This window comes from Bosea sp. NBC_00550 (genome assembly GCF_026020075.1).
GTDB lineage: Bacteria > Pseudomonadota > Alphaproteobacteria > Rhizobiales > Beijerinckiaceae > Allobosea.
Genome location: NZ_CP102772.1, coordinates 1,959,070 through 1,984,994 on the forward strand (window position 1 = coordinate 1,959,070; position 25,925 = coordinate 1,984,994).

At 65.8% G+C, this 25,925-nt stretch carries 23 protein-coding genes and 1 tRNA gene; 12 read left to right on the forward strand and 12 right to left on the reverse strand.

What is annotated here, in order from left to right; translation table 11 throughout:
• Positions 1-67: 67 nt before the first annotated feature.
• Positions 68-1,300, reverse strand: a complete 1,233-nt coding sequence (locus NWE53_RS09360; RefSeq protein WP_265054860.1) for a urate hydroxylase PuuD — start codon at positions 1,298-1,300, stop codon at positions 68-70.
• A 134-nt stretch (positions 1,301-1,434) separates the two neighbouring features.
• Between NWE53_RS09360 and uraH the strand changes: the two genes are divergently transcribed.
• Positions 1,435-1,788, forward strand: a complete 354-nt coding sequence (gene uraH, locus NWE53_RS09365; RefSeq protein ID WP_265054046.1) for a hydroxyisourate hydrolase — start codon at positions 1,435-1,437, stop codon at positions 1,786-1,788.
• Between the two features lie 230 nt (positions 1,789-2,018).
• Positions 2,019-3,443 carry an allantoinase PuuE gene (puuE, locus tag NWE53_RS09370; protein ID WP_265054047.1) on the forward strand — a complete coding sequence of 475 codons (1,425 nt, stop codon included), beginning with the start codon at positions 2,019-2,021 and terminating at the stop codon, positions 3,441-3,443.
• A gap of 6 nt (positions 3,444-3,449) precedes the next feature.
• Here puuE and NWE53_RS09375 read toward each other — a convergent pair whose 3' ends face one another.
• The gene (locus NWE53_RS09375) at positions 3,450-4,919 is read right to left on the reverse strand and encodes a UdgX family uracil-DNA binding protein (protein WP_265054048.1); all 1,470 of its coding nucleotides are present in this window, start codon (positions 4,917-4,919) and stop codon (positions 3,450-3,452) included.
• Complete coding sequence (locus NWE53_RS09380; protein WP_265054049.1) at positions 4,916-6,148, reverse strand: putative DNA modification/repair radical SAM protein; 1,233 nt, start codon at positions 6,146-6,148, stop codon at positions 4,916-4,918. Before NWE53_RS09380 ends, NWE53_RS09375 begins: the two co-directional genes overlap by 4 nt.
• A 123-nt stretch (positions 6,149-6,271) precedes the next feature.
• Here NWE53_RS09380 and NWE53_RS09385 point away from each other — a divergent pair, with 123 nt between their 5' ends.
• Positions 6,272-6,430 carry a hypothetical protein gene (locus NWE53_RS09385; protein WP_265054050.1) on the forward strand — a complete coding sequence of 53 codons (159 nt, stop codon included), beginning with the start codon at positions 6,272-6,274 and terminating at the stop codon, positions 6,428-6,430.
• Between the two features lie 16 nt (positions 6,431-6,446).
• On the opposite strand, the gene NWE53_RS09390 is transcribed toward NWE53_RS09385, so the two are convergent.
• A complete protein-coding gene (locus tag NWE53_RS09390; RefSeq protein WP_265054051.1) occupies positions 6,447-7,850 on the reverse strand; it encodes an SNF2-related protein in 1,404 nt (467 codons plus the stop codon).
• Positions 7,851-7,969: 119 nt separating this feature from the next.
• Here NWE53_RS09390 and NWE53_RS09395 point away from each other — a divergent pair, with 119 nt between their 5' ends.
• On the forward strand, positions 7,970-9,358 hold the full coding sequence (locus NWE53_RS09395) for a M20 family metallopeptidase (protein WP_265054052.1): 1,389 nt from the start codon (positions 7,970-7,972) through the stop codon (positions 9,356-9,358).
• A 3-nt stretch (positions 9,359-9,361) separates the two neighbouring features.
• Here the strand turns inward: NWE53_RS09395 and NWE53_RS09400 are convergent, their stop codons facing one another.
• From NWE53_RS09400 to NWE53_RS09420, 5 genes are all read right to left on the reverse strand, one after another.
• Entirely contained in the window at positions 9,362-9,619 is a 258-nt protein-coding gene (locus NWE53_RS09400) for a hypothetical protein (protein ID WP_265054053.1), read from the reverse strand.
• A 71-nt stretch (positions 9,620-9,690) separates the two neighbouring features.
• Complete coding sequence (locus tag NWE53_RS09405) at positions 9,691-10,152, reverse strand: MgtC/SapB family protein (RefSeq protein WP_265054054.1); 462 nt, start codon at positions 10,150-10,152, stop codon at positions 9,691-9,693.
• 171 nt (positions 10,153-10,323) lie between these two features.
• Positions 10,324-10,399 (reverse strand) — tRNA-Lys (locus tag NWE53_RS09410).
• Between the two features lie 139 nt (positions 10,400-10,538).
• Entirely contained in the window at positions 10,539-11,810 is a 1,272-nt protein-coding gene (locus tag NWE53_RS09415; protein ID WP_265054055.1) for a solute carrier family 23 protein, read from the reverse strand.
• A 231-nt stretch (positions 11,811-12,041) separates the two neighbouring features.
• Positions 12,042-13,604, reverse strand: a complete 1,563-nt coding sequence (locus NWE53_RS09420) for a 2-isopropylmalate synthase (RefSeq protein WP_265054056.1) — start codon at positions 13,602-13,604, stop codon at positions 12,042-12,044.
• Between the two features lie 425 nt (positions 13,605-14,029).
• On the opposite strand from NWE53_RS09420, the gene NWE53_RS09425 reads away from it, so the two are divergent.
• Both NWE53_RS09425 and NWE53_RS09430 read left to right on the forward strand, forming a co-directional pair.
• On the forward strand, positions 14,030-14,671 hold the full coding sequence (locus NWE53_RS09425) for a YoaK family protein (protein WP_265054057.1): 642 nt from the start codon (positions 14,030-14,032) through the stop codon (positions 14,669-14,671).
• 80 nt (positions 14,672-14,751) lie between these two features.
• The gene (locus NWE53_RS09430) at positions 14,752-15,096 is read left to right on the forward strand and encodes a hypothetical protein (RefSeq protein WP_265054058.1); all 345 of its coding nucleotides are present in this window, start codon (positions 14,752-14,754) and stop codon (positions 15,094-15,096) included.
• A gap of 109 nt (positions 15,097-15,205) precedes the next feature.
• Here NWE53_RS09430 and NWE53_RS09435 read toward each other — a convergent pair whose 3' ends face one another.
• The 3 genes from NWE53_RS09435 to NWE53_RS09445 all read right to left on the reverse strand — a co-directional run bounded on the left by NWE53_RS09435 (position 15,206) and on the right by NWE53_RS09445 (position 19,432).
• Complete coding sequence (locus NWE53_RS09435; RefSeq protein WP_442865022.1) at positions 15,206-17,293, reverse strand: M3 family metallopeptidase; 2,088 nt, start codon at positions 17,291-17,293, stop codon at positions 15,206-15,208.
• A gap of 238 nt (positions 17,294-17,531) precedes the next feature.
• Positions 17,532-18,755 (reverse strand): tyrosine-type recombinase/integrase, encoded by a 1,224-nt coding sequence (locus NWE53_RS09440; RefSeq protein WP_265054059.1) that lies wholly within the window; start codon positions 18,753-18,755, stop codon positions 17,532-17,534.
• Complete coding sequence (locus tag NWE53_RS09445; RefSeq protein ID WP_265054060.1) at positions 18,755-19,432, reverse strand: hypothetical protein; 678 nt, start codon at positions 19,430-19,432, stop codon at positions 18,755-18,757. The genes NWE53_RS09440 and NWE53_RS09445 overlap by 1 nt, the downstream gene beginning before the upstream one ends.
• Before the next feature lie 147 nt (positions 19,433-19,579).
• On the opposite strand from NWE53_RS09445, the gene NWE53_RS09450 reads away from it, so the two are divergent.
• The 6 genes from NWE53_RS09450 to NWE53_RS09475 all read left to right on the forward strand — a co-directional run bounded on the left by NWE53_RS09450 (position 19,580) and on the right by NWE53_RS09475 (position 25,791).
• On the forward strand, positions 19,580-19,903 hold the full coding sequence (locus NWE53_RS09450; RefSeq protein WP_265054061.1) for a hypothetical protein: 324 nt from the start codon (positions 19,580-19,582) through the stop codon (positions 19,901-19,903).
• A 130-nt stretch (positions 19,904-20,033) separates the two neighbouring features.
• Complete coding sequence (locus tag NWE53_RS09455; RefSeq protein WP_265054062.1) at positions 20,034-22,208, forward strand: AAA family ATPase; 2,175 nt, start codon at positions 20,034-20,036, stop codon at positions 22,206-22,208.
• A gap of 231 nt (positions 22,209-22,439) precedes the next feature.
• The gene (locus NWE53_RS09460) at positions 22,440-22,883 is read left to right on the forward strand and encodes a hypothetical protein (RefSeq protein ID WP_265054063.1); all 444 of its coding nucleotides are present in this window, start codon (positions 22,440-22,442) and stop codon (positions 22,881-22,883) included.
• Between the two features lie 177 nt (positions 22,884-23,060).
• Positions 23,061-23,330 (forward strand): hypothetical protein, encoded by a 270-nt coding sequence (locus NWE53_RS09465; RefSeq protein ID WP_265054064.1) that lies wholly within the window; start codon positions 23,061-23,063, stop codon positions 23,328-23,330.
• Between the two features lie 276 nt (positions 23,331-23,606).
• Positions 23,607-23,993 carry a phage terminase small subunit P27 family gene (locus NWE53_RS09470; protein WP_265054065.1) on the forward strand — a complete coding sequence of 129 codons (387 nt, stop codon included), beginning with the start codon at positions 23,607-23,609 and terminating at the stop codon, positions 23,991-23,993.
• 1,108 nt (positions 23,994-25,101) lie between these two features.
• Positions 25,102-25,791, forward strand: a complete 690-nt coding sequence (locus NWE53_RS09475) for a sugar transferase (protein ID WP_265054066.1) — start codon at positions 25,102-25,104, stop codon at positions 25,789-25,791.
• Positions 25,792-25,925: the final 134 nt, after the last annotated feature.

Genomic DNA, 25,925 nt, shown 5'->3' on the forward strand with positions numbered 1-25,925 from the left:
TCGGCGTTCCGCGATGGATCCCGGGTCAAGCCCGGGATGACGCGCGGTTCCTTGCGAACTCCCTGTGCTAGCGCCCGGCGGCGAGCCAGCCGGCCAGCACCTTGCGCTCCGCCGGTGTCATGCCGGAGAGGTTGTTCGGCGGCATGGCGTGCGTCATCACCGCCTGCATGCGGATGGCGCGGGCATGGGCGGCGATCTGCTCCGGCTCGTGCAGCAGCACGCCTTTCGGCGCGATCTGGATGCCGGGCCAGGACGGCTCGGGCGCATGGCACATCGCGCAACGCCCGGCGACGATGTTGGAGACCTCCACCGGCGGCAGCGTCATGCCCGCCAGCAGGACCGGCTTGCCCGCCTCGCGCGGCTTGAGGCCGAGCTGATCGCGCCCGCCCGGCGAGGACGACATCGCCACCCAGAAGGCGAGCCACAGCGCCAGGATCGCCACCGCCCAGCACCACCAGGGCGATTTGGCGTGGTTGGCGTGGCGGACGTTGAAGAAATGCCGGATCAGCGCGCCCGCTACGATCACCAGCGCCACCAGCAGCGGGATCGCAGTCGAGTTGGCATAGGTCACCGGATAGTGGTTCGACAGCATCAGGAACAGCACCGGCAGGGTGATGTAGTTGTTGTGCGTCGAGCGCTGCTTGGCGGCCTTGCCGTATTTCGGATCGGGCTTCTCGCCGGCGGTCAGCGCCGCGATCACCTTCCGCTGCCCCGGCATGATGTTGAAGAAGACGTTGGCGGTCATGATCGTCGCCATCAGCGCGCCGGTGTGGATCAGCGCGCCCCGCCCGGAGAAGACGCTGGCGAAGGCCCAGCTCGCCGCCACCACATAGCCGAAGCCGACGAGCCCCAGCAGGACGTCGTGCTTGCCGAGCGGCGACTTGCACATCAGGTCGTAGATCAGCCAGCCTACGACCAGCGCCGCGATGCCGATGGCGCCGGCCGCAAAGGGCGAAAGCTGCATCACCGCCGGGTCGATCAGATAGAGCTCCGACTGCGCGTAATAGACCCAGACCAGCAGGAAGAAGCCGGAGATCCAGGTCCAGTAGCTCTGCCATTTATGCCATGTCAGCTCGGCCGGCATCACGGCCGGCGCGACCATGTATTTCCGCATCTCGTAGAAGCCGCCGCCATGCACCTGCCAGGCCCGCCCGCCTGTACCGGGCGGAATGTCCTCGGCCGGCTTCAGCGAGGCGTCGAGATGGATGAAGAAGAAGGAGGCGCCGATCCAGGCGATCGCCGTGATGACATGGAGCCAGCGCAGCATCATGCCGCCCCATTCCATCAGATAGGCTTCCATCATCGGCGGTCACCATCCTCGATTCGGCCGGGCCGGCGCGACGCGCCGTTGGAATTGGCCTTCCGGCAAATTACGGTTGAGGCAAGCCGGCATGCAAGTTGCTGGCCTCGACACGCGAACCGACGGGAACGGACATGGCAGGGCTGACGACGCATATCCTCGACACCCATGGCGGACAGCCCGCTGCCGGGGTCGCGATTTCGCTGCGCCGCCTCGGCCCGGAAGGCAGCGAGACGCTCGTCGAGACGCTCACCAATGCCGATGGCCGCACAGACGCGCCGCTGCTCACGCCCGAAGCGACCCGGCCGGGCATCTACGAGATCGACTTCGCGATCGGCCCCTATTTTCGCGAGCGCGGCGTCACGATGCCGGAGCCCGCCTTCCTCGACGTCGTCACCGTGCGCTTCGGCATCTCGGAGGTGACTCGGCATTATCACGTCCCGCTCCTCGCCTCGCCCTATGGCTATACGACCTACCGGGGGAGTTGAGTTTACCAACCCTCCGCCGTCATTCCGGGGCGGGCCGAAGGCCCGAGCCCGGAACCCAGAAACAATGCGTTTGCACGGCAAGCGCGTCGGCCGAAACAGCTTTGCTTGAGAGGGTATCGTTTCTGGGTTCCGGGCTCATCGCTGCGCGATGCCCCGGAATGACGGAGAGTTTCCGCATCAAATAGAGTGATCTAGCATCATCGTCTGAATCGAATTGTGGGCAGCCGCACATGACCACCACCGCCTATCCGCGCGACCTCAAGGGCTATGGCCGCACCACGCCCCATCCACACTGGCCGGGCGAGGCGCGCATCGCCGTCCAGTTCGTCGTCAACTACGAGGAAGGCGGCGAGAACAACATCCTGCATGGCGACGCCGCTTCGGAAGCGTTCCTCTCCGAAATCGTCGGCGCAGCGGCTTGGCCCGGCCAGCGCCACATGAACATGGAGTCGATCTACGAATACGGCTCCCGCGCCGGTTACTGGCGGCTCTGGCGGATGTTCACCGAGCGGAACCTGCCCGTTACGGTCTTCGCCGTGGCCAGCGCGCTCGCCCGCTATCCCGAGATCGTCGGCTCGATGCAGGAGGCCGGCTGGGAGATCGCGACCCACGGCCTGAAATGGATCGACTACCGCGATGTGCCGAGGGAGCGCGAGCGCGCAGACATCCTCGAAGCTATCCGCATCCAGACCGAGCTCACCGGCGAGCGCCCGCTCGGCTGCTATCAGGGCCGCACCTCGCAGAACACGATACCGCTGACGATGGAGGAAGGCGGCTTCCTCTACACCGCCGATGTCTATGCCGACGAGCTGCCTTACTGGCTTTCGGGACCGAAGGGGCCGCAGCTCGCCGTGCCCTACACGCTCGACACCAACGACATGCGCTTCGCCACGCCGCAGGGCTTCAACAGTGGCGACCAGTTCTTTGCCTATCTGAAGGACACCTTCGACACGCTCTATGCCGAGGGCGAGACCGCGCCGAAGATGATGTCGGTCGGCCTGCACTGCCGCCTCGTCGGCCGGCCGGGCCGCGCCGCGGCGCTCACCCGCTTCCTCGACTATGTGAAGAGCCACGAGAAGGCCTGGGTTGCGACGCGCCTCGACATCGCCCGCCACTGGGTCAGGACACATCCTCCGGCCGGCGGCTATGTGCCCTCGAAACTGCCGAAGGCCCTCTTCGTCGAGGTCTTCGGCCGCGTCTGGGAGCATTCTCCTTGGGTCGCCGAGGCGGCCTATGATGCCGGGATCGGCACGGCGCAGGACACTGCCGAGGGACTGCATGCGGCGATGGTCGCCGCCATGCGCAAGCATTCGCCGGAGCGCCAGAAGGCCCTGCTCAACGCCCATCCCGATCTTGCCGGCAAGCTCGCGGCGGCCGGCGAGATCACGCCGGAATCGACGCAGGAACAGGCCTCGGCCGGGCTCGACCGCCTCACCAGCGACGAGCGTGTCCGCTTCACGGCGTTGAACGAGGCGTACAAGGCCCGTTTCGGCATTCCCTTCATCATGGCGGTGAAAGGCGCGACCAAGGCCCAGATTCTCGCCGCTTTCGAGGAGCGGTTGAAGAACACGCCCGAGCAGGAATTTGCGACGGCACTGACCCAGGTCGAGAAGATCGTCCTGCTCCGGCTGAAGGAGCTGCTGCCCGCCGATTGAGGCTGTTCAGGCCGCCCGCTCCAGCCGAAGCGCCGGAACGCGCGAACCGACGCGATTGAGATCGGCGACGAAGCGGGCATATTCGCGCCGCTTCGCCTCCTCATCCGGCAGGCGCAGCAGGAAGGACGGGTGCACGGTGGCGACCAACGGCGTGCCGTCGTCCAGGACCAGCTCCCGCTCGCGCGCCTGGGCGAGAGGGCCGGCATGGCCGGTGAGCGAGCGCAGGGCCGTCGCCCCGAGAGCGACGACAAGCCCGTGCTTGACGAAGCCGCGCTCCAGATCGAGCCAGAACTTGCAGGCCTTGATCTCGCCGACATTCGGCTTCTCGTGGATGCGGCGCTTGCCGCGCAACTGGAATTTGAAGTGCTTCACCGCATTGGTGACATAGGCGCGCCGCCGGTCGAGCCCGGCTTCGGCCAGAGCTTGATCGAAGAGCCGCCCAGCCAGCCCGACGAAGGGCCTGCCGGCAAGGTCTTCCTGATCGCCCGGCTGCTCGCCGACGAAGATCACCGGCGCGTCGAGCGGCCCCTCCCCGAACACGACCTGCGTCGCATGGCAATGAAGCTCGCAGCGGGTGCAGCCTTGCGCGACTGCCGCCGCATCCTGCCATGACGCGATCGCGGCTTCGTTCGCCGGCTGATCCGCTTGAGACGACCGCCGCTCCTGCCTGATATGTCGCTCCGGAGGTTCTGTCGGAGTGCGCATCACCATCTCCTCCGCCCGCCGGTTCGCACTGGCGATCAAGGGAGCAATCAGTTCGGCCTCGGGTAGGTTCCGCCAATACTTCATCGGCATCTCGGCCCGCATCGCCCTGACCTTCAAACGCGCGGGATTGAAGATGCTGGCGTAGTAGGTGCGCCAGTAATCCTCCATCCGGTCGTCATCGGGAACCTCGGCTCGCCGGGCCGGTGGACCGTGCAGCAGCGTCTCGCCATCCCAGTGAAGCGAGCCTTGCGGGGTCAGGATCGACCAACACATCGCCGCGAAGCGCGCGGTGAAGAAGGTGGCGGCGGGCGCCAGGATGAAATGCTCGGGCTCGAACCAGGCGACGAAAGGGCCGTCCTCGCACGCCCCGGCCACCGCCCGGAAGCGGACGAAAGCCGTCATCTTGTGAAGGTCGCGCCGCACCGAGCGCGCCATCGCCTGCGCCCGGGCGACATCGGCATCGACGCTGTCGTCGAGCAGCGCCGGCTCCTGCTGCAGGCGCAGCAGCATGCGGTAGAGCAAGGCGAAGCGGCCACCGTCCCGGTGGCAGATCACCGTCTCGGCCAGATCAAGGAAGCGCCTGGGCACCGTGAGATCGCAAGGCTGCGCCTGCGCCGGTGCCAGCGCATCCCCGGCTCCAAACAGGCCGCCCCCGCCTTCGCCCCAATTCCATTCCACGTCCTCGGGCGCTGCGCCCGCCTGCGCCAGCCGGCGCGCCTCGGCACGCCAGCCTGCGAAGTCGGCGGGCCCTGAAAGCCGCGCCGCGATCATGCGAACAGTGAGAGCTGCTGCGGCCGCGGCGACAACCGCTCCCGCAGCCGTTCATGATCGAGGCTCCCGCCCGGGGACCAGCCCTCGGCTGCGATGAAATGGCGGATGGTGGCGAGCGAACGCGTCAGCCGCCCGACATCCTCGAGCCTCAGACGCCGAAAGCGCCGAGAGGTCAGGATGCGGTCGACGCTGCGGGTTCCGAGCCCCGGCACGCGCAGCAGCGCCTCACGGTCGGCCCGGTTGACGTCGACGGGAAAGCGCGCCCGGTGTTTGAGGGCCCATGCGAGCTTGGGATCGATGTCGAGGTCGAGCATCTCCCCTTGCGCGATGATCTCCTCGGCCTCGAAGCCGTAGAAGCGCGTCAGCCAATCCGCCTGGTAAAGCCGATGCTCGCGCATCAGCGGCGGCGCGATCAGGGGCAGTTGCCGCGACGCATCCGGGATCGGGCTGAAGGCGGAGTAATAGACCCGCTTCAGCCCGAAGCTCCCATAGAGCAGCGCGCTGCGCCTCAGGATCGTCCCGTCGCTCGCGCCGTCGGCCCCGACGATCATCTGGGTGCTCTGCCCGGCAGGCGCAAAGGCCGGCGCCTTCGCGCTCGCCTCCCGTTCCTCCGCGGCCTCCTCGATCTTCAGCTTGAGCCCGCCCATCGCGCTTCGAATGGCGACGGCGCTCTTCTCCGGCGCGAACCGCGCCAAGCCGGTTTCGCTGGGTAGTTCGACATTCACGGAGACCCGGTCGGCGAACCGCCCGGCCCGCTCGATCAGCTCCTGGCTGGCGCCGGGGATCAGCTTGAGATGGATGTAGCCGCGGAAATCATTCTGCAGGCGCAACGTCTCGGCGACGCGGACGAGTTCGGCCATCGTATAGTCGGGCGAGCGGATGATGCCCGAGGAGAGGAAAAGCCCCTCGATGTAATTCCGCCGATAGAAGCTCAGCGTGAGCTTCACCACCTCCTCCACCGAGAACCGGGCGCGGCGCACATTGCTCGACGAACGGTTGATGCAGAACACGCAGTCGAAACTGCAGAAATTGGTCAGGAGGATCTTGAGCAGCGAGATACAGCGGCCATCCGGCGCATAGGAATGGCAGATGCCGGAACCGGTCGTCGAGCCCAGCCCGCGACCGTCGCGGGAATCGCGCCGCGTCGTGCTGCTCGACGCGCAGGACGCGTCGTATTTGGCGGCGTCGCTCAGGATCTCGAGCTTCTCCATCGTGGTGAGCTGACCCATGGCGTTTCCTTATGTTCACTATTTGTTCTATCAGATGGCTTCCGCTTCTGGCAAGCTTGGTCGGCAGCGGGAACCGCGTCACGCGGGCGAGCGTTGTTCGGCGGAAACCCCATGGAGTGTCCGGTGTTCCGCCTGCTGCTGGTCATCATCATCCTGGTCGTCGGATACGACGCCGTCGTGCATCAGGGTGCGTATACGCGTGACGCCTGGAACAGCATCGTCCGGCTGACCAGTGCGTCAGTCGAGGGCGCCAAGGAACTGGGCGAGCGCGCACGCAACTGAGCGGCCCTCGGGTGGCTCAGGCGGCCGCCCTGCCCTCGACGATCCCCGCAATCGCCTCCAGCATCCGCGTATCGTCCCCGGCGAGCCCCTCCATCGCAGCCATGCGCTGGATCACGGTCGCGGCGATGGCTTCCTCTACCGTGTCCTCGGCATAGGCGTAGAAGATCGTCGCGTGCTGGCCGTCTCGATGGCAGCGCCCCTCGATCTGCTGGAGCTGGATCGCGCTGTGGCGCATGTCGTGAACCACCAGCGCCCGCTCCCGCTCCCCGCCCGGCATCTCGCCGCGATGCAGCGAAATCGATTCGGTGACGGTGAAGATCACCGCATCGAGCTGCCCCGTCTGGAAAGCGATGCGCGTCTCCTCGTTCTGCGTGCCCGAATGTCCTCCGTTGATCTCGGCCGTGCGCCAGCCGCGCCCGCGCAGCGTCTCGGCCAGCATCGCGCTGGTTTCGAGGAAGGCGACGGAGATCGCGACCTGCTCGTCATTGCCAAGCAGGTCTTCGCAGAAATCCGCGGTACCGGGGATGCGCAGCAGGCTCGCCTTCTGGCGGAAGCGCAGATCGGCCGCCCAGCCCTGAGGCTTGCGCGTCGAGCCGCCGGCGAGGCCGAGTTCCTTGCGGAACTCGCGCCATGTCGCGTCGTAGAGCTTGCGCGAGGCGGTATCGAGCGCGACGGGAGCAAGCTCGCGCTGCACCTCCGGCCAGCCGGCGATCTCCTCCGGCCGGCGCCGCAGCCCAATGGCGTTCGCGCCGCGATAGAGCAGATCGGCCATCGCCTTCCGGTCGGCCTCGTTCGGCTCCCAGCTCCAGTTCTTCCAGCGGCCCTTCGCCCGGCCGATCTTCAACCGTTTCATCAGAAGGCGGAAGCCGTCGAGATCGGCTGATGGCATGCCCGCCGCCTTGGCCAATAGCGGCGCGAGATAGGACAATTCATGCGGGGACTGGCCGGCCGTCGCGCTCATATAGATCGTGAAATCGGCAGCCTCCGCCATTTGTCGGCAGACCAGCCCCTGCTGCGAGTTGGGGTTGCGGATGCGGTGGGCCTCGTCGATCACCACCAGCGGCCAGGTCCGCTTCGGTGTGCCGTGCTTGGCGATCTCGTTGTTCTTGGCCCGCGTCGAGCGCTTCTTGCTGTCGGTGGGCGGCGCGAGCAGCGACTTCGTCTTCTCGAAATTCATCAGCGTCACCCGCTTCGCCGGCAAACCCGACAGCGCGATGGTCCGCCGCCATTGCGGGATCGCGCCCTTCGGGCAGATCACCAGCACCTCCTCTTCCGGCATCGCCGAAAGCGCGAGCCAGGCCGACAAGGTCTTGCCGAGTCCCGTCAGGTCGCCAAGCAGGAAGCCGGCCGCGCCCTTGGCCCGCGCCGCGAGGATCGCATCGCGCGCGACGATCTGGTGGGGATGCGGGACAAAATTCATGGGCGGGCAGCGCGAATTCCGTTCATCGGGCACGCCATGCCCGTTCCGCTCTCTTGGCACTGGCGCGCCACGGCGTCCACCGGCACTGTGCCGGCCTCGAATCCGGGAGACCCAGACAGATGACCCGCGCGCAGGCGATCGCGAAAGCACAGGATTGTTTCGATTCAGGCCGGCTCAAGAGCGATCTTGCCCGCCTTGTCGCGATGCCGACCGAAAGCCAGAATCCCGATCGCGCCCCGGTGCTCTCGCAATATCTCGACACCGAGATGCGCCCGCTGCTGGAATCGCTCGGCTTCACCTGCCGCGTCCTGACCCATGCCAAGGCCAAGGGCCCCTTCCTCTACGCCGAGCGTATCGAGGATGCAGCCCTGCTGACCATCCTCGGCTACGGCCATGGCGACGTGATCCGCGGCCTCGACGCGCAATGGAGCGAAGGCCTCTCGCCCTGGGCGCTGACCGAGCGTGACGGCCGCTGGTACGGCCGCGGCGTCGTCGACAATAAGGGCCAGCACCTGATCAATCTGAGTGCGCTCCGCGCCGTGCTGGAAACGCGCGGCAAGCTCGGCTTCAACGCCAAATACCTGATCGAGATGGGCGAGGAATCGGGTTCGCCCGGCCTGCGCGAACTCTGCGAGGAGCAGGCGGAGCTGCTCAAGGCCGACGTGCTGATCGCCTCCGACGGCCCGCGCCTCAACGCCGAGCGGCCGACCGTCTTCCTCGGCGCCCGCGGCGTCATCACCTTCGACCTCCAGATCACCGCGCGCGAGGGTGGCCATCACTCCGGCAACTGGGGCGGCATTCTGTCCGATCCCGCCATCCAGCTCGCCCACGCCATCGCCTCGATCACCTCGCCGACCGGCCAGATCCGCATCCACGAATGGGTTCCGAAGGAGCTGCCACCGGCCGTGCGTCGCGCCGTCGCCGATTGCGAGATCGACGGCGGACCGGACGGCCCGACCATCGATCCGAACTGGGGCGAGCCCGGCCTCTCGCCGGCCGAGCAGGTCTTCGGCTGGTGTTCCTTCGATGTGCTGGCGATGAAGTCGGGCGTGCCGGAAACGCCGGTCAACGCGGTGCCGCCGAGCGCCTGGGCCCGCGTCGCCCTGCGCTTCGTCGTGGGCATCGAGCCGCGCGACGTCGCGCCGGCGCTGCGCCGCCACCTCGATCGCCACGGTTTCCCGATGGTCGAGATCATCATGCCCGGCACCGAGCGCTTCGGCGCGACACGGCTCGATCCGGACGATCCGTGGGTGGCCTTCACGATCGCTTCGATTGCCGAGAGCACCGGCAAGAAGCCCGCGCTCCTGCCCAATCTTGGCGGCTCCCTGCCGAACGACATCTTCGCCGAGATCCTGAAGCTGCGCACGATCTGGGTGCCGCATTCCTATCCCGGCTGCTCGCAGCATGCGCCGGACGAACACCTCCCCGTCGCCATCGCGCGCGAAGCGCTGACGGCAATGGCCGGGCTCTACTGGGACATCGGCGCGGGAAGCACGCCGCCCGTCTGAAGCTCACTCCTGCGGCTGGCGCGGGTCACGTCCCGGCGGCAGGTCGATCGGCGTCGCCGGGGGCGCCTCCGGCGGTGCGTTCGGCGGCAATTCCGGTGGCGGCTCGGTCGGGATGCCCTGCGGCTCCTCGTCGGGCGGCGATTCGACCGGCGGGGCCGGCGGCACGTCGCCGGGCGTCAGCGGCGGGACCTCTGGCGGTGGGTTCGGCACGGCCGGCGTATTGCCGGGGCCGGCTTCTAGGCTGCGATTGAACTGCATCATGCGGAAACTGCCCTTTCAGGACAGCAACGCCGCAGTCGCCGAAAGGCTCCGCCCGATCGAAGCTGGCAGGGCTACTCCCGTTGGTCCGCACCTCGTTTTTCGTCTTTCGGCAGCGGATGCCGCGCCTGGATCCAGCTCTCCAGCGAGTGATCGAGTGCGAGCAGGACGAGGGCCAGCACCGTGGCGGCAAGCGTGACGAGCCAGTGCCCCAGCCCGGCGGCACATCCCAGCGCAGCCGTGACCCAGACCGCCGCCGCCGTGGTCAGGCCGTGAGGCATCATGTCGTCGTTGCGGCGGATAATCAGCCCGGCGCCGAGAAAGCCGACGCCGGTCAGCACGCCCTGCACCACGCGGCTCGCCGCGTCGGGATGCAGCGCCTCGCTGAACAGGCTTGCAGCCACCGCAGTCCCTAGCCCGACCAGGCCGAAGGTCCGGATGCCGGCGCTCTTGCGCTGGACAGTCCGCTGCCAGCCGACCGCCACGCCCGCCGCGAGCCCGGCAAGCAGCCGAAGAAGCAGTTCGAGTTCCGCCACGCTGCTGCTCGCTCCCGCCTTTAATTGGGGGCCAACGATAGCACAGCCGCGAAGCCGGCGAAGATGCCGCGTCGGCCGGTAACGGCTACAGGCCACGACCGGGCTGCTGCGCCCCAGGCGCCAGCCGCTCGCCTCAGCGAAAGTACGATCCGGAGATTTTCAGGAAAACCGTGGTGGGTGATGTAGGGCTCGAACCTACGACCCGCTGATTAAGAGTCAGCTGCTCTACCAACTGAGCTAATCACCCATACGCCACGAAGCGCCGCCGTTCGGCGGCGTGGACCGCGTCAGGCAGGGGGCGTGTAGCAAAGGCCCTGCCCCCTGTCCACCCGTCCATGACAGTTTTTTCAAGGCTCGCCCGAAAACACGGGCGAGCCTGTGGATGGTCAGGCCGCGCGGCGGTTCAGCAGGTGATAGAGCACGATCGCGCCGAAGGTCGCGGTGCCGATGCCGCCGAGCTCATAGCCGAAGATCGGCAGCTTGAGATCGCCCGCGCCGAGGATCAGCGCGGTCGCGACCGTGATGAGGTTCTTCGGCTCGGAGAAGTCGACCCTGTTCTCGACCCAGATCCGGCCGGCCGTCGCGGCGATCAGGCCGAACACCACGACCGCAAGGCCACCGAGCACCGCGACGGGGATCGTGCCGATCACCGCGCCGAACTTCGGCGAGAAACCGAGCAGCAGGGCGATGATGCCGGCCGCGACGAAGACCAGTGTCGAATAAACCCGCGTCACCGCCATCACGCCCATGTTCTCGGCATAGGTCGTGACGCCCGTGCCGCCGCCCGAGCCGGCGATCATGGTGCCGAGACCGTCGGCAAAGAAGCCGCGGCCGATCAGGTGGTCGAAGCTGCGCCCGGTCATCACCGAGATGCCCTTGATGTGGCCGAGATTCTCCGCGACCAGGATGATTGCGACCGGCACGATCAGGGTGATCGCCTTCATCTCGAAGACCGGCGCCACGAATTGCGGCAGGCCGAACCAGGCAGCGGCGCCGACCTTGCCGAAGTCGATCGGCGGCGCACCGAAGCTGGCCGCCGAGATCGCATAAAGGATATAGGCCGCGAGCCCACCGATGAGGATGGGCAGGCGCTGCGGCAGCCCGCGCCCATAGACAGCGACCAGCGCCACCGAGACCACCGTGAACAGCGCGATCCACTTTGTGTACGGGCTGGCCGAGATCATGCTGATCGCGACCGAGGTCAGGTTGAGGCCGATCGCGGCCACGACCGCACCGGTGACCACCGGCGGCAGCAGCTTCTCGATCCAGGCCGTGCCGACGCCCTGCACGATCAGCCCGATCACCGCATAGACCGCGCCGCAGGCGATGATGCCGCCGAGCGCCACGCCGATATTCGGATTGGGGCCGGAGCCGGCATAGCCGGTCGCCGCGATGACGACGCCGATGAAGGCGAAGGAGGAGCCGAGATAGCTCGGCAGCTGCCCGCGCGTGATGACGAAGAACAGCAGAGTCGCGATGCCCGAGAAGAAGATCGCGACGTTCGGGTCGAAGCCCATCAGCACCGGCGCGAGCACCGTCGAGCCGAACATCGCGACGACGTGCTGCATCCCGGCAACGACCGTCTGCCCGGTCGGCAGCCGCTCGTCCGGCATCACCGCGCCGGAAGTCTTCAGGGTCCAGTTCGGAAAATAGCCCATCATATCGCTCCCCAGGGCCGCCGGGGGAGCGACCGCACCGGAAGAGCAGATGAGGGCAAGATGCCGGCCAGCGCCAGATCGCGGCGGCGTCATCCACCGGAATCAGGGGACGAAAGCGTCATGCTCGGGCTTGACCCGAGCATCTCGTGCCGAACGAGGCTCCGGCGCCTTCGCGTCCGGAGATTCTCGGGTCGGCGCGATGCGCCGCCCGAGAATGACGGCGGGTGGCTCTTACTCCGCCGCCTGCGCGTGCAGGCGCCCGCCCCGCGCGATCAGCTTGTTGAGCGCGGCCAGATAGGCCTTGGCCGAGGCCACCAGCGTATCGGGATCGGCACCGCGCCCGGTGACGGAGGAGCCGTCGCGCGCGAGCCGTACCGTCACCTCGGCCTGGGCGTCGGTGCCCTCGGTCACGGCATGGACGTCGTAGAGCTCCAGCGCCACCTCATGCGGCACGATCGCCTTGATCGCGTTGAAGACGGCATCGATCGGCCCGTTGCCCTCGGCCTCCTCGGTGACGAAGCGGCCGTCGACATTGAGCTTCATCGTCGCGCGCTGCGGGCCGCGCGTGCCGGCGATCACGGTCAGCGATTCCAGCTTGATGCGGTCATGGGCGGTGGCGATGTTCTCGTCGACCAGCGCCTCGATATCCTCGTCGTAGACGTGCTTCTTGCGGTCGGCCAGCGCCTTGAAGCGGGTGAAGGCGTCCTCGAGCTGGTTGTCGCCCAGATCGTAGCCCATCTCCTTCAGCTTGGAGCGGAAGGCGGCGCGGCCGGAATGCTTGCCCATCACCAGCGAGGTCTTGGTCACGCCAACCGATTCCGGCGTCATGATCTCGTAGGTGGACTGGTTCTTCAGCATGCCGTCCTGATGGATGCCGCTCTCATGGGCGAAGGCGTTCCGGCCGACGATCGCCTTGTTGTACTGCACCGGGAAGGAGCAGGCGGTGGATACCGCCTTGGACACGCGCATCAGATGCGACGCATCGATGCCGGTCTCATAGGGCAGGACGTCGCCGCGCACCTTCAGCGCCATCACGACTTCTTCCAGCGAGGCGTTGCCGGCCCGCTCGCCGATGCCGTTGATCGTGCATTCGACCTGACGCGCGCCGCCCTCGATGCCGGCCAGGGAATTGGCGACGGCCAAGCCTAGATCATTGTGGCAATGCACCGAGAAGATCGCCTTGTCGGCGTTGGGCACGCGCTCGCGGATCGACTTGAACATGAAGCGATATTCGTCCGGCGTGGCGTAGCCGACCGTGTCGGGCAGGTTGATCGTCGTCGCACCCGCCTTGATCGCGGCTTCGACCGCGCGGCAGAGATAGTCGATCGGCGTGCGCGTGGCGTCCATCGCCGACCACTCGACATCCTCGACCAGGTTGCGGGCCTGCGTCACGGTGGCGGTGATGATCTCCAGCACCTGCTCCTGGCTCTTGCGCATCTGGTGCTCCAGATGGATCGGCGAGGTCGAGACGAAGGTGTGGATGCGCGGCTTCACGGCATGGCGCACGGCTTCACCGGCCCGCGCGATATCGATGCTGACGGCGCGGGCAAGGCCGGCGATCGTCGCGCGCTTGGTGCGGCGGGCGATCTCGGACACGGCCTCGAAATCGCCCTCCGAGGCGATCGGGAAACCGGCCTCGATGATGTCGACGCCCATGATGTCGAGGGCTTCGGCAACCTCCAGCTTCTCCTCGAAGGTCATGGTGGCGCCGGGGCACTGCTCGCCGTCGCGCAAGGTGGTGTCGAAGATCAATACGCGGTCTTTGGCGGAGCCCGTCTGGGTCGGATTGGTCATGGTCTGCTTCCGGTGTCGGTGCGCCGCGAGATCGGAAAAGGCGGGCGCTGGGTTTGCTGTCGGCGGTTCTCGTCACTCCCCTGAGCGCCCAGGCAGCATGCCCGGCCGGCCCTCAGGGGCAGCTAAGGAGAAGAAGGCCAAGAAGCGAGAACGGAGCACGAGCGAGGGGAGCGCAAGCGCGCATGCCGACGAGCTGCGCAGCGGCGCAGTCCTTCGTCAGGTCATGGCGGGCGGTCGAAACCACGGGCGTTCCTCAAATCGACGGGACAGGATGTAACCGAAAGCGCGGGCGAAGCGCAAGCATATGTCTCATGCGTCGCGAAATAACGACGGTCGCCATCTGTGGATTATCATCGCAGCGCGCGATTCGGCCGCCAATCGCGCTCCGCGACGGCCAGGCTGAAAACACTCGGAGTCACGCGCCGATGATGCGTTACGACCGCCCTGACATGGGGCTCGCCTTCTGCCTCTCCGGGCTCGCCGGCTTTGTCGATGCTCTCGGCTTCCTCAGCCTCGGCGGATTCTTCGTCTCCTTCATGACCGGCAACACCACGCGCCTCGGCATCGAGTTGGCCGGGCGGCATGCGGGTGGCATCGTCCTGGCCGCGACGATCCTCGGCCTCTTCGTCCTCGGCGTCGTCTGCGGCTCGCTGGTCAGCCATTTCGGCAAGAGGCAGCGCAAGGCGGCGGTGCTCGCCTTCGTCACGCTCGTGCTGATCCTCGCGGCCGGTCTCGACACCATCGGATTCGGCACAGCCGCAGCCGGCGTTCTCGCCCTGGCGATGGGCGCGGAGAATTCAGTCTTCCAGCGCGACGGCGAGGTCACGATCGGCCTGACCTACATGACCGGCACGCTGGTGAAGATGGGCCAGCGCCTCGCCGGCGCCCTGCTCGGCGGGCCGAAGCTCGCCTTCCTGCGCCATTTCGCGCTCTGGCTCGGCTTGCTCAGCGGTGCTGTCGTTGGAGCCGCCGCGCATAGCCGGATCGGCCTCGACGCAATCTGGTTGGCGGCGGCGGGGGCCGGCTTCTTCACCGTCGTCGCCCTCTTCATGCCGGATCGGGGCTAACCCCCCGGCCCATGCGGGACGCCTTTGCCCGCGGGATGGAATCGGTCATGGTTCCGGCTCGAAGATACGGAGCCTCCCCGATGCGCGCCACACCGATCCTCGCCGCGGCCTTCGCGGCGCTGCTGCTGTCTGCCTGCCAGACCTCGACGGTCAGCGCGCCCCCTGCCCCGCGGCCTGAGCAGGCCGCGCCCGGCGTGACGCCAAGCACCTTCCGCATGCCCTCGGGCACCGGCTGCTCCGGCGAGGTCGAGCGCTTCCAGGCCGTGATGGACAACGATCTCGCCACCGGCCACACGACCAAAAGCGTGCATGACCGCGTCAGCGGAGAGATCTCCCGTGCCCGCTCGACCTGCTCGGCCGGCAACGACGCGGGTGCGATCAGCCAGATCCGGGCGACGAAGACGAGGTTCGGCTATCCGGGCTGAACTTTGCGCGTCATGCTCGGGCTTGACCCGAGCATCTCGTAAACCACCGCCTTCTCGTCACGAGATTCTCGGGTCGAAGCTTTGCTTCGCCCGAGAATGACGCCCTGGCCTACGCGGCCAGCCCCCGCTTTTCGAGCAGCGCATCCGGCGTCGGCAGCCGGCCGCGGAAGAGCGTGTAAGCCTCTGCCGCGTCGCGGGTGTCGCCGGCCGAATAGATGTAGCGCTTCAGTTTCTCCGCCACCTCGGCTGAGAACACGTCGCCGGTCTCGGTAAAGGCGTTGAAGGCGTCGGCGTCCATCACCTCGGACCAGAGATAGCTGTAATACCCCGCCGAATAGCCGTCGCCCGAGAAGACATGGGTGAAGTGCGGCGTGCGGTGGCGCATGGTGATCTCGTCGGGCATGCCGATGCGCTTCAGCTCCGCCGCCTCGAAGGCAAGCGGATCGACCTCGGCCGGCGCCTCCAGCGAATGGAAGGCGAGATCGACCAGCGCAGAGGAGGTGTACTCCACGGTGGAGAAGCCTTGATTGAACGTCTGGGCCTTCTCGATCTTTTCGATCAGCGCTTCCGGGATCGGCTCGCCCGTCTCGGCATGCAGGCAATATTGCCGCATCACATCGCGCGTCAGGAACCAGTGCTCGTAGAGCTGCGACGGCAGCTCCACAAAGTCGCGCGCCACCGCCGTGCCGGCGAGCGAGCCATAGGTCACATCCGAGAGCAGACCGTGCAGAGCGTGGCCGAACTCGTGGAAGAGTGTGCGCGCGTCGTCGATCGAGAGCAGCGCGGGCTTGCCCTCGGCCGGCTTGGCGAAATTGCAGACATTGACGATGATTGGCCGGGTCTCGCCGTCGAGTTTGCGCTGGCCGCGGAAGGCGCTCATCCAGGCGCCCGAGCGCTTCGAGGAGCGGGCGAAATAGTCGCCGATGAACAGCCCGATATGCCGGCTGCTCGCCGCTTCCGTCACCTCGAAGATGCGCACATCGGGGTGATAGCCGGCGAGTTCCGGCCGCTCGGCGAAGGACAGCCCGAAGAGCTTGCCGGCGACATCGAACGCCGCCTGCCGGACACGATCAAGCTGCAGATAGGGCTTCAGCACGGCCTCATCGAGCGCATAGGTCTTCTGCCGGACCTTCTCGGCATAGTGACGCCAGTCCCAGGGGCGGATCGGCCCGTTCTCGCCCTCGTCCTGAGCGAGCGCCGCAAGGTCGGCAGCCTCGCGAGCCGCCCGCGCCTTGGCCGGCTTCCACACTAGTTCGAGCAACCCGCGCACATGTTCCGGCGTCTTCGCCATGGCGTCGTCGAGCTTGAAATGCGCGAAGGTCGCATAGCCCAGAAGCTTCGCCTTCTCGGCGCGCAGCTTCACCATCTCGGCGACGATGGCGCGGTTGTCGCTCTCGCCGCCGTTTTCCCCGCGCTTGCTCCAGGCGATGAAGGCTTCCTCGCGCAGGTCGCGGCGGGTCGAGAAGGTCAGGAACGGCTCGATGATCGAGCGCGACAGCGTCACCGCATGCTGGCCGGGCTTGCCGCGGTCGGCCGCCGCGCGCGCCATCGCAGCCTTGACGAACTCCGGCAGCCCGGCCAAGCCCGCCTCGTCTTCGATGAAGAGCGCATAGGAGGATTCGTCCTTCAGCACGTTCTGGCTGAACTGCGTGCCGAGCCCCGCCAGCCGCTCGTTGATGGTGGCGAGACGCTTCTTGTCGTCCGCGCCGAGCTTCGCGCCCGAGCGGATGAAGCCCTTGTAGGTCCGTTCCAGCAGCCGCGCCTGCTCGGCATCGAGTCCAAGCTTGTCCTGTCCGGCGAAGACCGCATCGACGCGAGCAAACAGCCCTTCATCCATCATGATCGCCGACCAGTGCCGCGAGGTGATCGGCGACATCTCGCGCTCGATCGCCTGCAGCGCCTCGTTCGTGTCGGCACCGGTCAGGTTGAAGAACACGCCGCCGACGCGGCTGAGTGCCCGCCCTGCCCGCTCCAGTGCCTCGATGCTGTTGGCGAAATCGGGCGCGGCCTTGTCCGCAACGATCGCCGCGATCTCGCCCTTGTGCTTGGCGAGCGCCGCGTCGAAGGCCGGGCGGATATGCTCGGGCCTGATCGCGCCGAAGGGCGGCAACCGGAACGGCGTCTCCCAGCGCGTGGCGAAGGGGTTCTCAGCCGGCAGAGGCAGGGCTTCGGGATAGGCGGTCTCGGCAGAGTTCATCATATCGCTTTCGAAAAGCCGGGTGGATCACTCGCCATCGAAGATATGCGCGAGATAACAAGCCCGCACTGCGGCGTTTTTACCGTTCCGTGCCGTTCTCCTGCAAGTCGTTGATCTACGTACGAAATCTGCTTCATCGTTGTGCGTCATTAATCCTCGTTTGTCTCGTTGTTTTCGATTTTTGCTCCGGTTTCACCGCATCGCCACCGCATGGACCGCATCGGCGCCCCCCGTTTGTTCACCCCTCGGAGGCGCTAAGACTGGCGAGCCGATCGCCCATCAGATTTGCCGCCGCCTCGGCCCGTTCGTCCTTCACATGGCCATAAACCTCAAGCGTGATCCGCGGGCTCGAATGGCCGAGCCGGTGCGCTACTGTCACGGCGTCGAGCCCGGCCGCGAGGAGATCGGTCGCGCAGGAATGACGCCATGCGTGGCAGGGCTGGGCGCCTTTAACTTTGGCGCGTCGCATGACGCGCTCCATCAGCTTTGTGATGCGGTCCGGGTGAAACATCTCCCCGCCCAGGGTCGGGAACAACAGAAGCGGCTCGCGCTGATAGCCCGGCCCCCACTTCAGCCCCTGTTCGAGGATGGTAGCGCGATGCCTCATAAGCCGTGCCATGAAGGCTGGGGGCAGCTTGATCCGGCGCAGCGACTTTTGGGTCTTCGCTACTTTGCGCAGCACCGGGACGCGCCCCGGTCCGACGCTGACCGAGCGCGTAATCGCGATCTCGCTGCGCTCTGTATCGATCTGGTCGAAAGCGAGCGGGGCGAGTTCGCCGCGTCTCATCCCGGTTAGCATTAAGACCGACACCATCAGGTCAATGTGATCGTAAACCTCGGTTTGGAAATCCGGATCTCCGACGATCGCCAGCAGTCGTCGGATTTCATCGTCGGCGAGATTGCGCGCACCGCTTCGCACAGTGGTGGGCGGCGTCGCATCGGCAGCAGGATTGCTGACGAGCCATCGCCATTTCCGGGCCTGCTGTAGCGCCGCATGGGCTGCCGTATGAACGACACGAACGGAGGCTGGGCTGAGTGACTTCGTTTCGTGCTTGCCCGGGACCTTCGGCTTGCGCCTGCTCACGCCACCGGTTTTCAGAAGTGTGGCGTAGGCCTTGTCAAGGTCAGCCGCGCTCAAACGGCGCAGTTTGATGGAACCGATGATCTTGCCGAGCTTCGTCAAGCTCTGGGCGTAAGTGCGCACGGTCGCTGGCGACTTGCCTTGGCTTTCGAGCACGTCGATGAAAAGCCTGAAAAACTCCGCGACAGTCCGGTCATCGGGATCACCCGCAACGATACCGGTATGGGCGGTTTCCATCGCAGCAGCATGGAGCTTCGCGTCGCGTTCCTTTTCAAAGCTCTTGGAGCGTTCGCGCGACTTGCCATCGGCGGCCGTTTCCCGCCAGCCCGCCCTGAAGAACGTCCTGCCGCTGACGCTGGTCTCCTTCCGAACATAGGCCATCACGCATTTCCCGCATTCTTGGCCGCAGACCGGCGCTGATACGCGACATGACACCGGCCGGAGCAGAAGCGCGCATCGGAACGTTGATGCTCGAAATAGTCGAGGCATTCGATGCAGGCGCGCATGGGTGTTTCGTTTTCGAGGTGATGACCGGCACTTTGGATCATAAAAGCAAAGAGCACCTTGGCGCGGTTGTGGAACCCGCCCGTGTTAAAGTTCTGCTCGGGTTTGACGTCATTTTCGATCGTGAGATTGCGATCTCGCAGGAAGCATCGGGCGGATCGAAGGCGATCGCTGTCGCGCGTGATCCGGCTGACGCCGTCCGGCCCGAGCGGTTCCCACGCGCCAGCAGCAGCTCGCAATGCGTCCAGTAATTCCAGCCAATCCGATGTGCTGGCAGGTTTGTCAGGTGCAAGGCGGTCAAATGGTTCGCCGTGACGGCGACAGAACGATGCGGCCGCCTCTCCGTCCGCGGGATCGATGGCCGCGAAGCTTCGCCAGAACGCTGCCGGTGCGTCGGCGGTCCATTCCTGTCCGACCCCGGTTGTTGTGAGGTCAACGACAACCTTCTTGCTTACCGGAGCCCAGTCGCGCGCGCTTCTCAGCGTGATCTCGTAAGGCTCCCCGGGCTTGGCCCGGCGAAAGCGACGACCCGTAAATATCAGCCTCGTTCTCATCGGTTAGTCCCGCTTCCAATCGCTTTGTCATCAAGGATTAGCGGGAAAGCACGCGAAACGCAACAGAACGATTTATGTCCGTTGACAAAGGGATTAATACCGACAAACCTAATTTGTCAGCTTGTTCGACATCTGTTGGAGGACGTCATGAACCGCCTTCGCCCGAAGAGACCCGGCTCCGGCTATTCCCCACATGCTTTTGCCCAGCGCATCCGAAAGTCGGATCGGATCGTCAATAAGATGATTGCGAATGGAGAGGTTCGCGTTGTGAAGCTGGGCGGGATGAAAATCATTCCCGACGACGAATTGCCGCGAGTGTGCGGCCTCTTGGGTATCATCCCGCCGCCCGAGCCCGAACCTCTGGGCCACGTCAACCAGCAGATCGAAGGAGAGGCTGCGCCTCTCGCTTGCCGCCCTCGCGGCAGACCGCGCAAGGTTGTTACGGAAACCGCCCCCTCGCAAAACGGATGAACCGCCACGGGGCGGTCGAAGCAGCGCCGCGGCGGGTTGTCAGATTTCGCTTTCCAAGAGTGTGAAATCTAACAAGCGCGCGCATGCCTGTCGATCAGTCCCCGGCATCTCCAAACGGAGGCCAGCGACCATGCACGGCAATGGCTATCGCGGCACCGACGAGCCGCTCTCCGCCGTCGAGATCGAGATGTTGGCGGCCGCCAAATTCGGCTGCAAGGTGAACAGCCGCGGCCGAGACGAACTGCGCCTCGGCAAGAACGACCGCTATTCGGTCGCTACCCGTGGCGAGAAGGCCGGCGTCTGGCACGACTTCCTAACCGACGAGGGCGGCATCTTCCGGCGCGAGGACGATGACCGGCCGCGCAGCAACGGCCATTCCTTCAAGACACCGCCGCCACGCTCCGGGCGGGCCGAGAATAGCCATGCCGATCGTGACGAGCCCGACGCGGATGATGAAGCCAAGCGCGAAGCCGAGCGCCAGCGCAGCCAGAAGATCCTCGGTGACTGCCTGCCGATCAAGGGTTCGATCGCCGAGCGCTACCTCGCCTATCGCGAGATCCCATGCCCGCAGAGCGGCGTCTGGTTTCACCCCGCCCTGTCCCCGCATCGGGATCTGCCAAAATGGCCCGCACTGGTCGCCCAGCCGCGCTACGGCGACGGCAAGCCGACGCCTGGGCACCATGTGATCTATTTGGCCGAGGATGGCGCCCGCAAACGCGACGACATGGGCAAAAAGTCAAAACTGTCCTGGGGTGAGATCAAGGGCGGTGCGGTCCAGCTTTCGCCGATGACCGAGTACGGCCATCTCGGCTACGCCGAGGGCATCGAGACCGCGCTCTCGGCGCAGGCCATCTTCGGCGTTCCGGTCTGGGCCATGCTCGGCACGAGCAGCGACCTGCCTATGCCGCCTGGGCTCAAGCGCGCCACCGTCTTCGCCGACGCCGGCCAGGGCGGTGAGGAGGCCGCGCGTAAGCGGGCCGAGCGGCTGGTCGAGGCCGGCGTCATCGTCGAGATCCGCCGACCGCTCGGCGACGACGACTTCAACACCGACCTGATGAAGAATCCCGGCCTCACCGCCGCGGACTATCCCGAGACCGAGCCCATCAACGAACCCGACGCCGACCTGCCGCTTCGCCCTTCGGTCCCCGGCGACGAGGCAGGCATCCCCCAGCGCCGCTGGCTGATCCCCGGTCTGGCGCTGCCCGGCCAGGTCAGCCTGATCGGTGGCGCGGCCGGGGCCGGGAAGTCGATGTTCGCGGTGCATCTGTCGCTCGCAGCCGCGGCCGGCGTCGACTGGGGCGGCTGGCGCCTGCCGCGGCCCTTCAAGGTGCTGACCGTCAACCTCGAAGAGGACGACGACGAGATGGACCGGCGCTTCTGCGCGGTTCGGCGAAGCATGGACCTGATCGGCACCGATCTCAGCCCGGCGGTCTCGGTCAGGCGCCTGGCCGACCTGGTCGTGGCGCGGTTCGACCCGAAGAAGAGGACGGTGATCGAGACCCCACGCGTCGATGAGATCATCCGGTCGATCCGCCATCACGGCTTCGACATGGTCATCATCGACCCGCTCGGCGAGACCTTCGACGGCGAGGAAAACTCCAACGACCAGATGAAGCGCATCGTCGGGATCTGGCGCCGCATCGCCCGCGAGACCGGAGCCGCCGTGGTGCTCGTCCCGCATGCGGGCAAGAACCGCAACGGCGATTCCGGCAACGCCGACATGGTGCGCGGCGCCTCCGCCATGATCGGCGTGGCGCGCTGCGTCGTCACGATCGCCCCGATGGCGCCCGACGAGGCGGTCAAGCTCGGCCTGCCCGAGGCCGACGCGCGGCGCTATGTCAGGATCGACGATGCCAAGATGAATTACAGCCTGCCCTCGGCCGAGGCGCGCTGGTTTCGCCGCGAGGGCATCACGCTCGCCAACGGTCCAGCCGGCTCCGACGGCGACGAGGTCGGCGTGCTCGAACCCTGGGATCCGCATGCTGCCTTTACCGAGGTCTCGCCGGCTGCCGTTCGGGGCGCTCTCGACAAGATCGAGGCTGGCATCCTCGACAAGGACGGCCGGCCGACCGGAGCGCTCTGGACCCCCCACAACAACAGCGGGGACAAATCGCGCTGGGTCGGCACGCTGTTCATGCGCGAGTTCGGCTGCCCGGAAGCGCAGGCCAAGCGGCTGATCAGCGACATGCTCGACAGCGGATTACTGGTCGCAACCGAGTATTCAGACCGGCACCGGAAGAAGCGCGTCGGGCTCAAAATCAACCTGACAAAATGGCCGGGTTCGAGGTGCGACGATGGCACCTAAACCCGACAGAATGTCCCTCTGCGCCGGTTCAAATCATCAACCGGCGCAGACCGGCGCAACCGGCGCAAAAATGCCTGCGCCGGTCCCATTTTTGCCAGAGCTAAAGCTCTGGTGGGGCAACCGGCGCAAAAGCTGCGCCGGTCGCTTGCCCGGCTGTCGCCGGCAGCGACTGCTTTGCCCCACCAGAGCGTCAGCCCAGCCCTGGCAAAACGCGCGACCGGCTCGCCTGCCATGAGCACCGCCCTCGCCACCCTGCAGGCAGCACGCTCGGCCGGGATCGAGATCGAGGCAGACGGATCACGGCTGCGCCTGCGATCAGCCATCCCGCCCTCCCGCATCCTGCTCGGAGCACTGCGCCAGAACGAGCCCGAGATCATCGAAATGCTGACGCCCGGCGAGGATGGCCGATCGCCCGAGGACTGGGCCTGCCGCTTCGACGAGATCGCCGGCCAGCGCGAATACGAGGACCACATGCCCCGGCCCGAGGCCGAAGCCTGCGCCCGGCAGTGCTGCATCACCGAATGGCTGGCCTGCCACCCCGGCCGGTCCACCACCGAGGCCGAAGACGTCTTCGCCCGCATCGGGATGACGACGCGCAACTTATTGCGTCCGGCGCTGGCCACGCCCGACGACCAACCGAACCGGCCCGGCCAGCCAATCAGGAGAGCGTCATGAACGGAACATCCCCGGAAGACGAAGCCGAAGCCCAACTTGTTGCGCTTATTCAGGAGGTTATTGACGAGCAATGCGCAAAACGTAGGGCCCTGCCGGTCGCCGATCTGGTCAATGAGGTCATAGCCCGCAAAGGCGGCTTCCACGGCCCGGATGCCGAGTTCTATCGGCTATGCGCCCATGACCACATCACCGAGCTGGTGCAGCGCCACTTCGGGCCGCCGCAGCTGCCCGACCCTTTCCGACATCGTGCCCGGTTACTCGCACCTGCGGAGAGCCTATTCGGTCGTGCGGAACGGCAAGCGCGTCACGGTTCCAGTCGAGCGGCTGACACCTCAGGAGGCTCGGACAATCGCCGACCAGCAGGAGCAGTTGGCTGCGGTCTACCTTGCCAAGGCCGAGGCGTACGAACGGGAAGCGGCGCGCCGTGAGGCAGGCGAGGACGGCTAGCGGATGGAGCCGAGGCCGGGGGGAGGTCTGCAAGCCCGGCCGGGGCCTCCGGGAACCGACCCGTAGCCCCGCGCTTGCGGCGGCCCGAAATTCAACGAATTTTGAAGTACAATAATCGAGATTGTGTCCATTCTCTCCGCGCAGATACTTGCCACGTTCGGAGCACCGCCGATGCCAGCAGGACGCCCGCCGAAGCCGCGTCGCGTCCGCGAGTTAGAGGGCCGGCGCGGGCATCGACCTATCCCGAACAGCGTCGAGAGCTGTGGCCGGCCACTGATGCCCGATTATCTCGACGACGAGCAGCGGGGCTTGTGGAAACAGATCGAGGCCGGCATGCCACCCGGCCTGCTCACTTTGGCCGACAGCCAAGCGGTCGAAAGGATGTGCGTCGCGTGGGCGAGGTTCCGCGAATGCCAGCGCAAGATCGGGGCGTTGACGATGTTCAGCAGAGGCTCAACCGGCCAGTTGGCGATGTCGCCCTTGGTCCGAATCCAGAACCTCGCGTCGAAGGAGATGCATCTTGCCGGCGAGGCACTCGGATTGAGCCCGGTCGCGCGCGCCCGGATCAGCGCGCCCGAGAACGTCGACAATGATCCCCTGGCGCTGTTGCTCGACGGCCAAGTTTATCGCCCGGCCGTGCCACGGAAGTCGAGGGCCAACTGAGGCGATTTGTGGACGGCGACGTGCGCCCGGCCTAGCCTCGATCTGCGGATCAGATGCGGTAGTAACCCACCGAACATCGTCGGCTGGCCCTGATGGTTTCCGCGGATAAGGTCCCATTCTGCTTTGCGGGCTTCGACCCCCTCGACCCCCGCGGGTTGTCCTCATCCTCAGTCTGACCGGCGCGGATCTCGTATGTTGTCCTCGCAACCTCCTATGCGCGCGTAGCGCGCTGGTTGGAGGCTGATCCTCAAGCGGCTGCCCTCGGACCATGGTGGCCCAGATCGCCCGTGCGGCCCGGCTGGCCTTGACGAAAGTGTCGAGCCGGATCGGTTTGCGGGCGATCAGCGCGTTTCGCGAGGATCCACTGCATTTGGGTGATACTTGTTGCGTCTGACGAGCCGGCATCTGCCATTCGTGACGGTGACCGCGGCCTTCGTGCGGAAGGTGCTCTGGGTCAGCGTGTTCGGTACTTCTCCATCGTTGCTAAACCGCTTTTCGCCAGCTTCGTGATGTGCACGGGGCGGTAATGGATCGAGGATCTCCGGCTCGCGCGCTCGGTCCGATGCCTCGGGTTTATACCGGGATCACAGCGGGTTCGTGCATCTATGGATCCACGCTCGTGCTTAGTGACGTACGTGAGCGCCATCTGATTGGCGCGATCGTCCGGAAAACGCCCCTGGCGTGAGAAACGTATGATCAGAGGCCGGCCGTGGTCGCTGACCCAAAAGGATTAGGACCTGGATCTGTATCCCGCTAGCGCGGATAGCGGGCATCGCCTCTTAATTAGGCAGCCGCGTTCCCTGGAAATTTGAAAACCTCGGCGCCGCGTTAGAAAACACGGCAATTAAGCACCTCGTCGCCGAATAAGTATGTGCAGATTAAAATCTGTGCTCTGTGCACCCTAGCGGGCATTCGCTGACCTAGCGGTCGTTGGCGCCAGTTCCGGGATCTCTTCGGCATTCTCTGATTGTGCTTCGGAATTAACCGTCCCGGCACTGGCCCATTGCACGCAATTCTAGCGTGAGTTAAGGAACCGTTAATGCGGCAACCGAGATTTTACGGGCTTCTTATGAAGGTCCGTGAGTACTAATATTCAGGGGGTTGGATAGTGAGCCACAGTTCAACGCCGCCCAATTCGCGAGTTATCGAACTCGCGGAAACGGAGGTGCCTCGCCCAGTCGATCCGATCGGTGATCGCCCGAAACGCATATTCGACATCTCGTTTGCTTGCGTATCGCTCCTCGTCCTTGCGCCCCTCATGCTCCTGATCTTCGCCGCGCTTAAGATCTTCGAAGGAGGGCCGGCGTTTTACAGTCATCGCCGTGTTGGACATGCCGGGCGCGAGTTCGGCTGCCTAAAGTTCAGGACCATGTCCATTGACTCCGCCCAACGGCTCCGGGATTTGCTGGAAAACGATGCCGGAGCCGCGAGGGAATGGGCGCGAACGCACAAGCTCAAGAACGATCCGCGAATTTCGACATTGGGTCGTACACTTCGGAGGTCAAGCCTCGACGAGCTACCGCAGCTCTTCAACATCATAAGGGGTCAGATGAGTGTGGTTGGCCCCCGTCCGGTGACGGCGACCGAACTCGACCGATATGGAGTAGCCGCCGAACTCTACAAGCGCGCCCGTCCTGGACTCACCGGACTCTGGCAGGTCAGTCGGACCGACGCGACCACCTACGACATGCGAGTGCGGCACGACGTCGAATACGTGATCAATCAGTCGATTAGGGGGGACGTCGTGATCATCGCGAGAACGTTCCGAGCGGTCTTATCGGGTGAAGGGGCGTCCTGATCTTCACCGACAGAACAGGCACCATGCGGCGTAGCCAAGACCGAGCCAGATGCCAATGGACAATGGGTATCCGATTATCAGGCCACGCATCACATTCCTCCGTTTCTCCGCCGGGCGCTCACTGTTCCTTCTGG

Coding starts and splice junctions, on each gene's coding strand:
- NWE53_RS09440 (WP_265054059.1), bottom strand. CDS start 18,755: ATGGCCTATGTTCGGAAGGAGACCAGCGTCAGCGGCAGGACGTTCTTC.
- NWE53_RS09395 (WP_265054052.1), top strand. CDS start 7,970: ATGACCCGCGCGCAGGCGATCGCGAAAGCACAGGATTGTTTCGATTCA.
- NWE53_RS09360 (WP_265054860.1), bottom strand. CDS start 1,300: ATGGAAGCCTATCTGATGGAATGGGGCGGCATGATGCTGCGCTGGCTC.
- NWE53_RS09380 (WP_265054049.1), bottom strand. CDS start 6,148: ATGGGTCAGCTCACCACGATGGAGAAGCTCGAGATCCTGAGCGACGCC.
- NWE53_RS09450 (WP_265054061.1), top strand. CDS start 19,580: ATGAACCGCCTTCGCCCGAAGAGACCCGGCTCCGGCTATTCCCCACAT.
- NWE53_RS09400 (WP_265054053.1), bottom strand. CDS start 9,619: ATGATGCAGTTCAATCGCAGCCTAGAAGCCGGCCCCGGCAATACGCCG.
- puuE (WP_265054047.1), top strand. CDS start 2,019: ATGACCACCACCGCCTATCCGCGCGACCTCAAGGGCTATGGCCGCACC.
- NWE53_RS09455 (WP_265054062.1), top strand. CDS start 20,034: ATGCACGGCAATGGCTATCGCGGCACCGACGAGCCGCTCTCCGCCGTC.
- uraH (WP_265054046.1), top strand. CDS start 1,435: ATGGCAGGGCTGACGACGCATATCCTCGACACCCATGGCGGACAGCCC.
- NWE53_RS09415 (WP_265054055.1), bottom strand. CDS start 11,810: ATGGGCTATTTTCCGAACTGGACCCTGAAGACTTCCGGCGCGGTGATG.
- NWE53_RS09430 (WP_265054058.1), top strand. CDS start 14,752: ATGCGCGCCACACCGATCCTCGCCGCGGCCTTCGCGGCGCTGCTGCTG.
- NWE53_RS09425 (WP_265054057.1), top strand. CDS start 14,030: ATGATGCGTTACGACCGCCCTGACATGGGGCTCGCCTTCTGCCTCTCC.
- NWE53_RS09460 (WP_265054063.1), top strand. CDS start 22,440: ATGAGCACCGCCCTCGCCACCCTGCAGGCAGCACGCTCGGCCGGGATC.
- NWE53_RS09420 (WP_265054056.1), bottom strand. CDS start 13,604: ATGACCAATCCGACCCAGACGGGCTCCGCCAAAGACCGCGTATTGATC.
- NWE53_RS09375 (WP_265054048.1), bottom strand. CDS start 4,919: ATGATCGCGGCGCGGCTTTCAGGGCCCGCCGACTTCGCAGGCTGGCGT.
- NWE53_RS09435 (WP_442865022.1), bottom strand. CDS start 17,293: ATGAACTCTGCCGAGACCGCCTATCCCGAAGCCCTGCCTCTGCCGGCT.
- NWE53_RS09470 (WP_265054065.1), top strand. CDS start 23,607: ATGCCCGATTATCTCGACGACGAGCAGCGGGGCTTGTGGAAACAGATC.
- NWE53_RS09465 (WP_265054064.1), top strand. CDS start 23,061: ATGACCACATCACCGAGCTGGTGCAGCGCCACTTCGGGCCGCCGCAGC.
- NWE53_RS09445 (WP_265054060.1), bottom strand. CDS start 19,432: ATGAGAACGAGGCTGATATTTACGGGTCGTCGCTTTCGCCGGGCCAAG.
- NWE53_RS09390 (WP_265054051.1), bottom strand. CDS start 7,850: ATGAATTTTGTCCCGCATCCCCACCAGATCGTCGCGCGCGATGCGATC.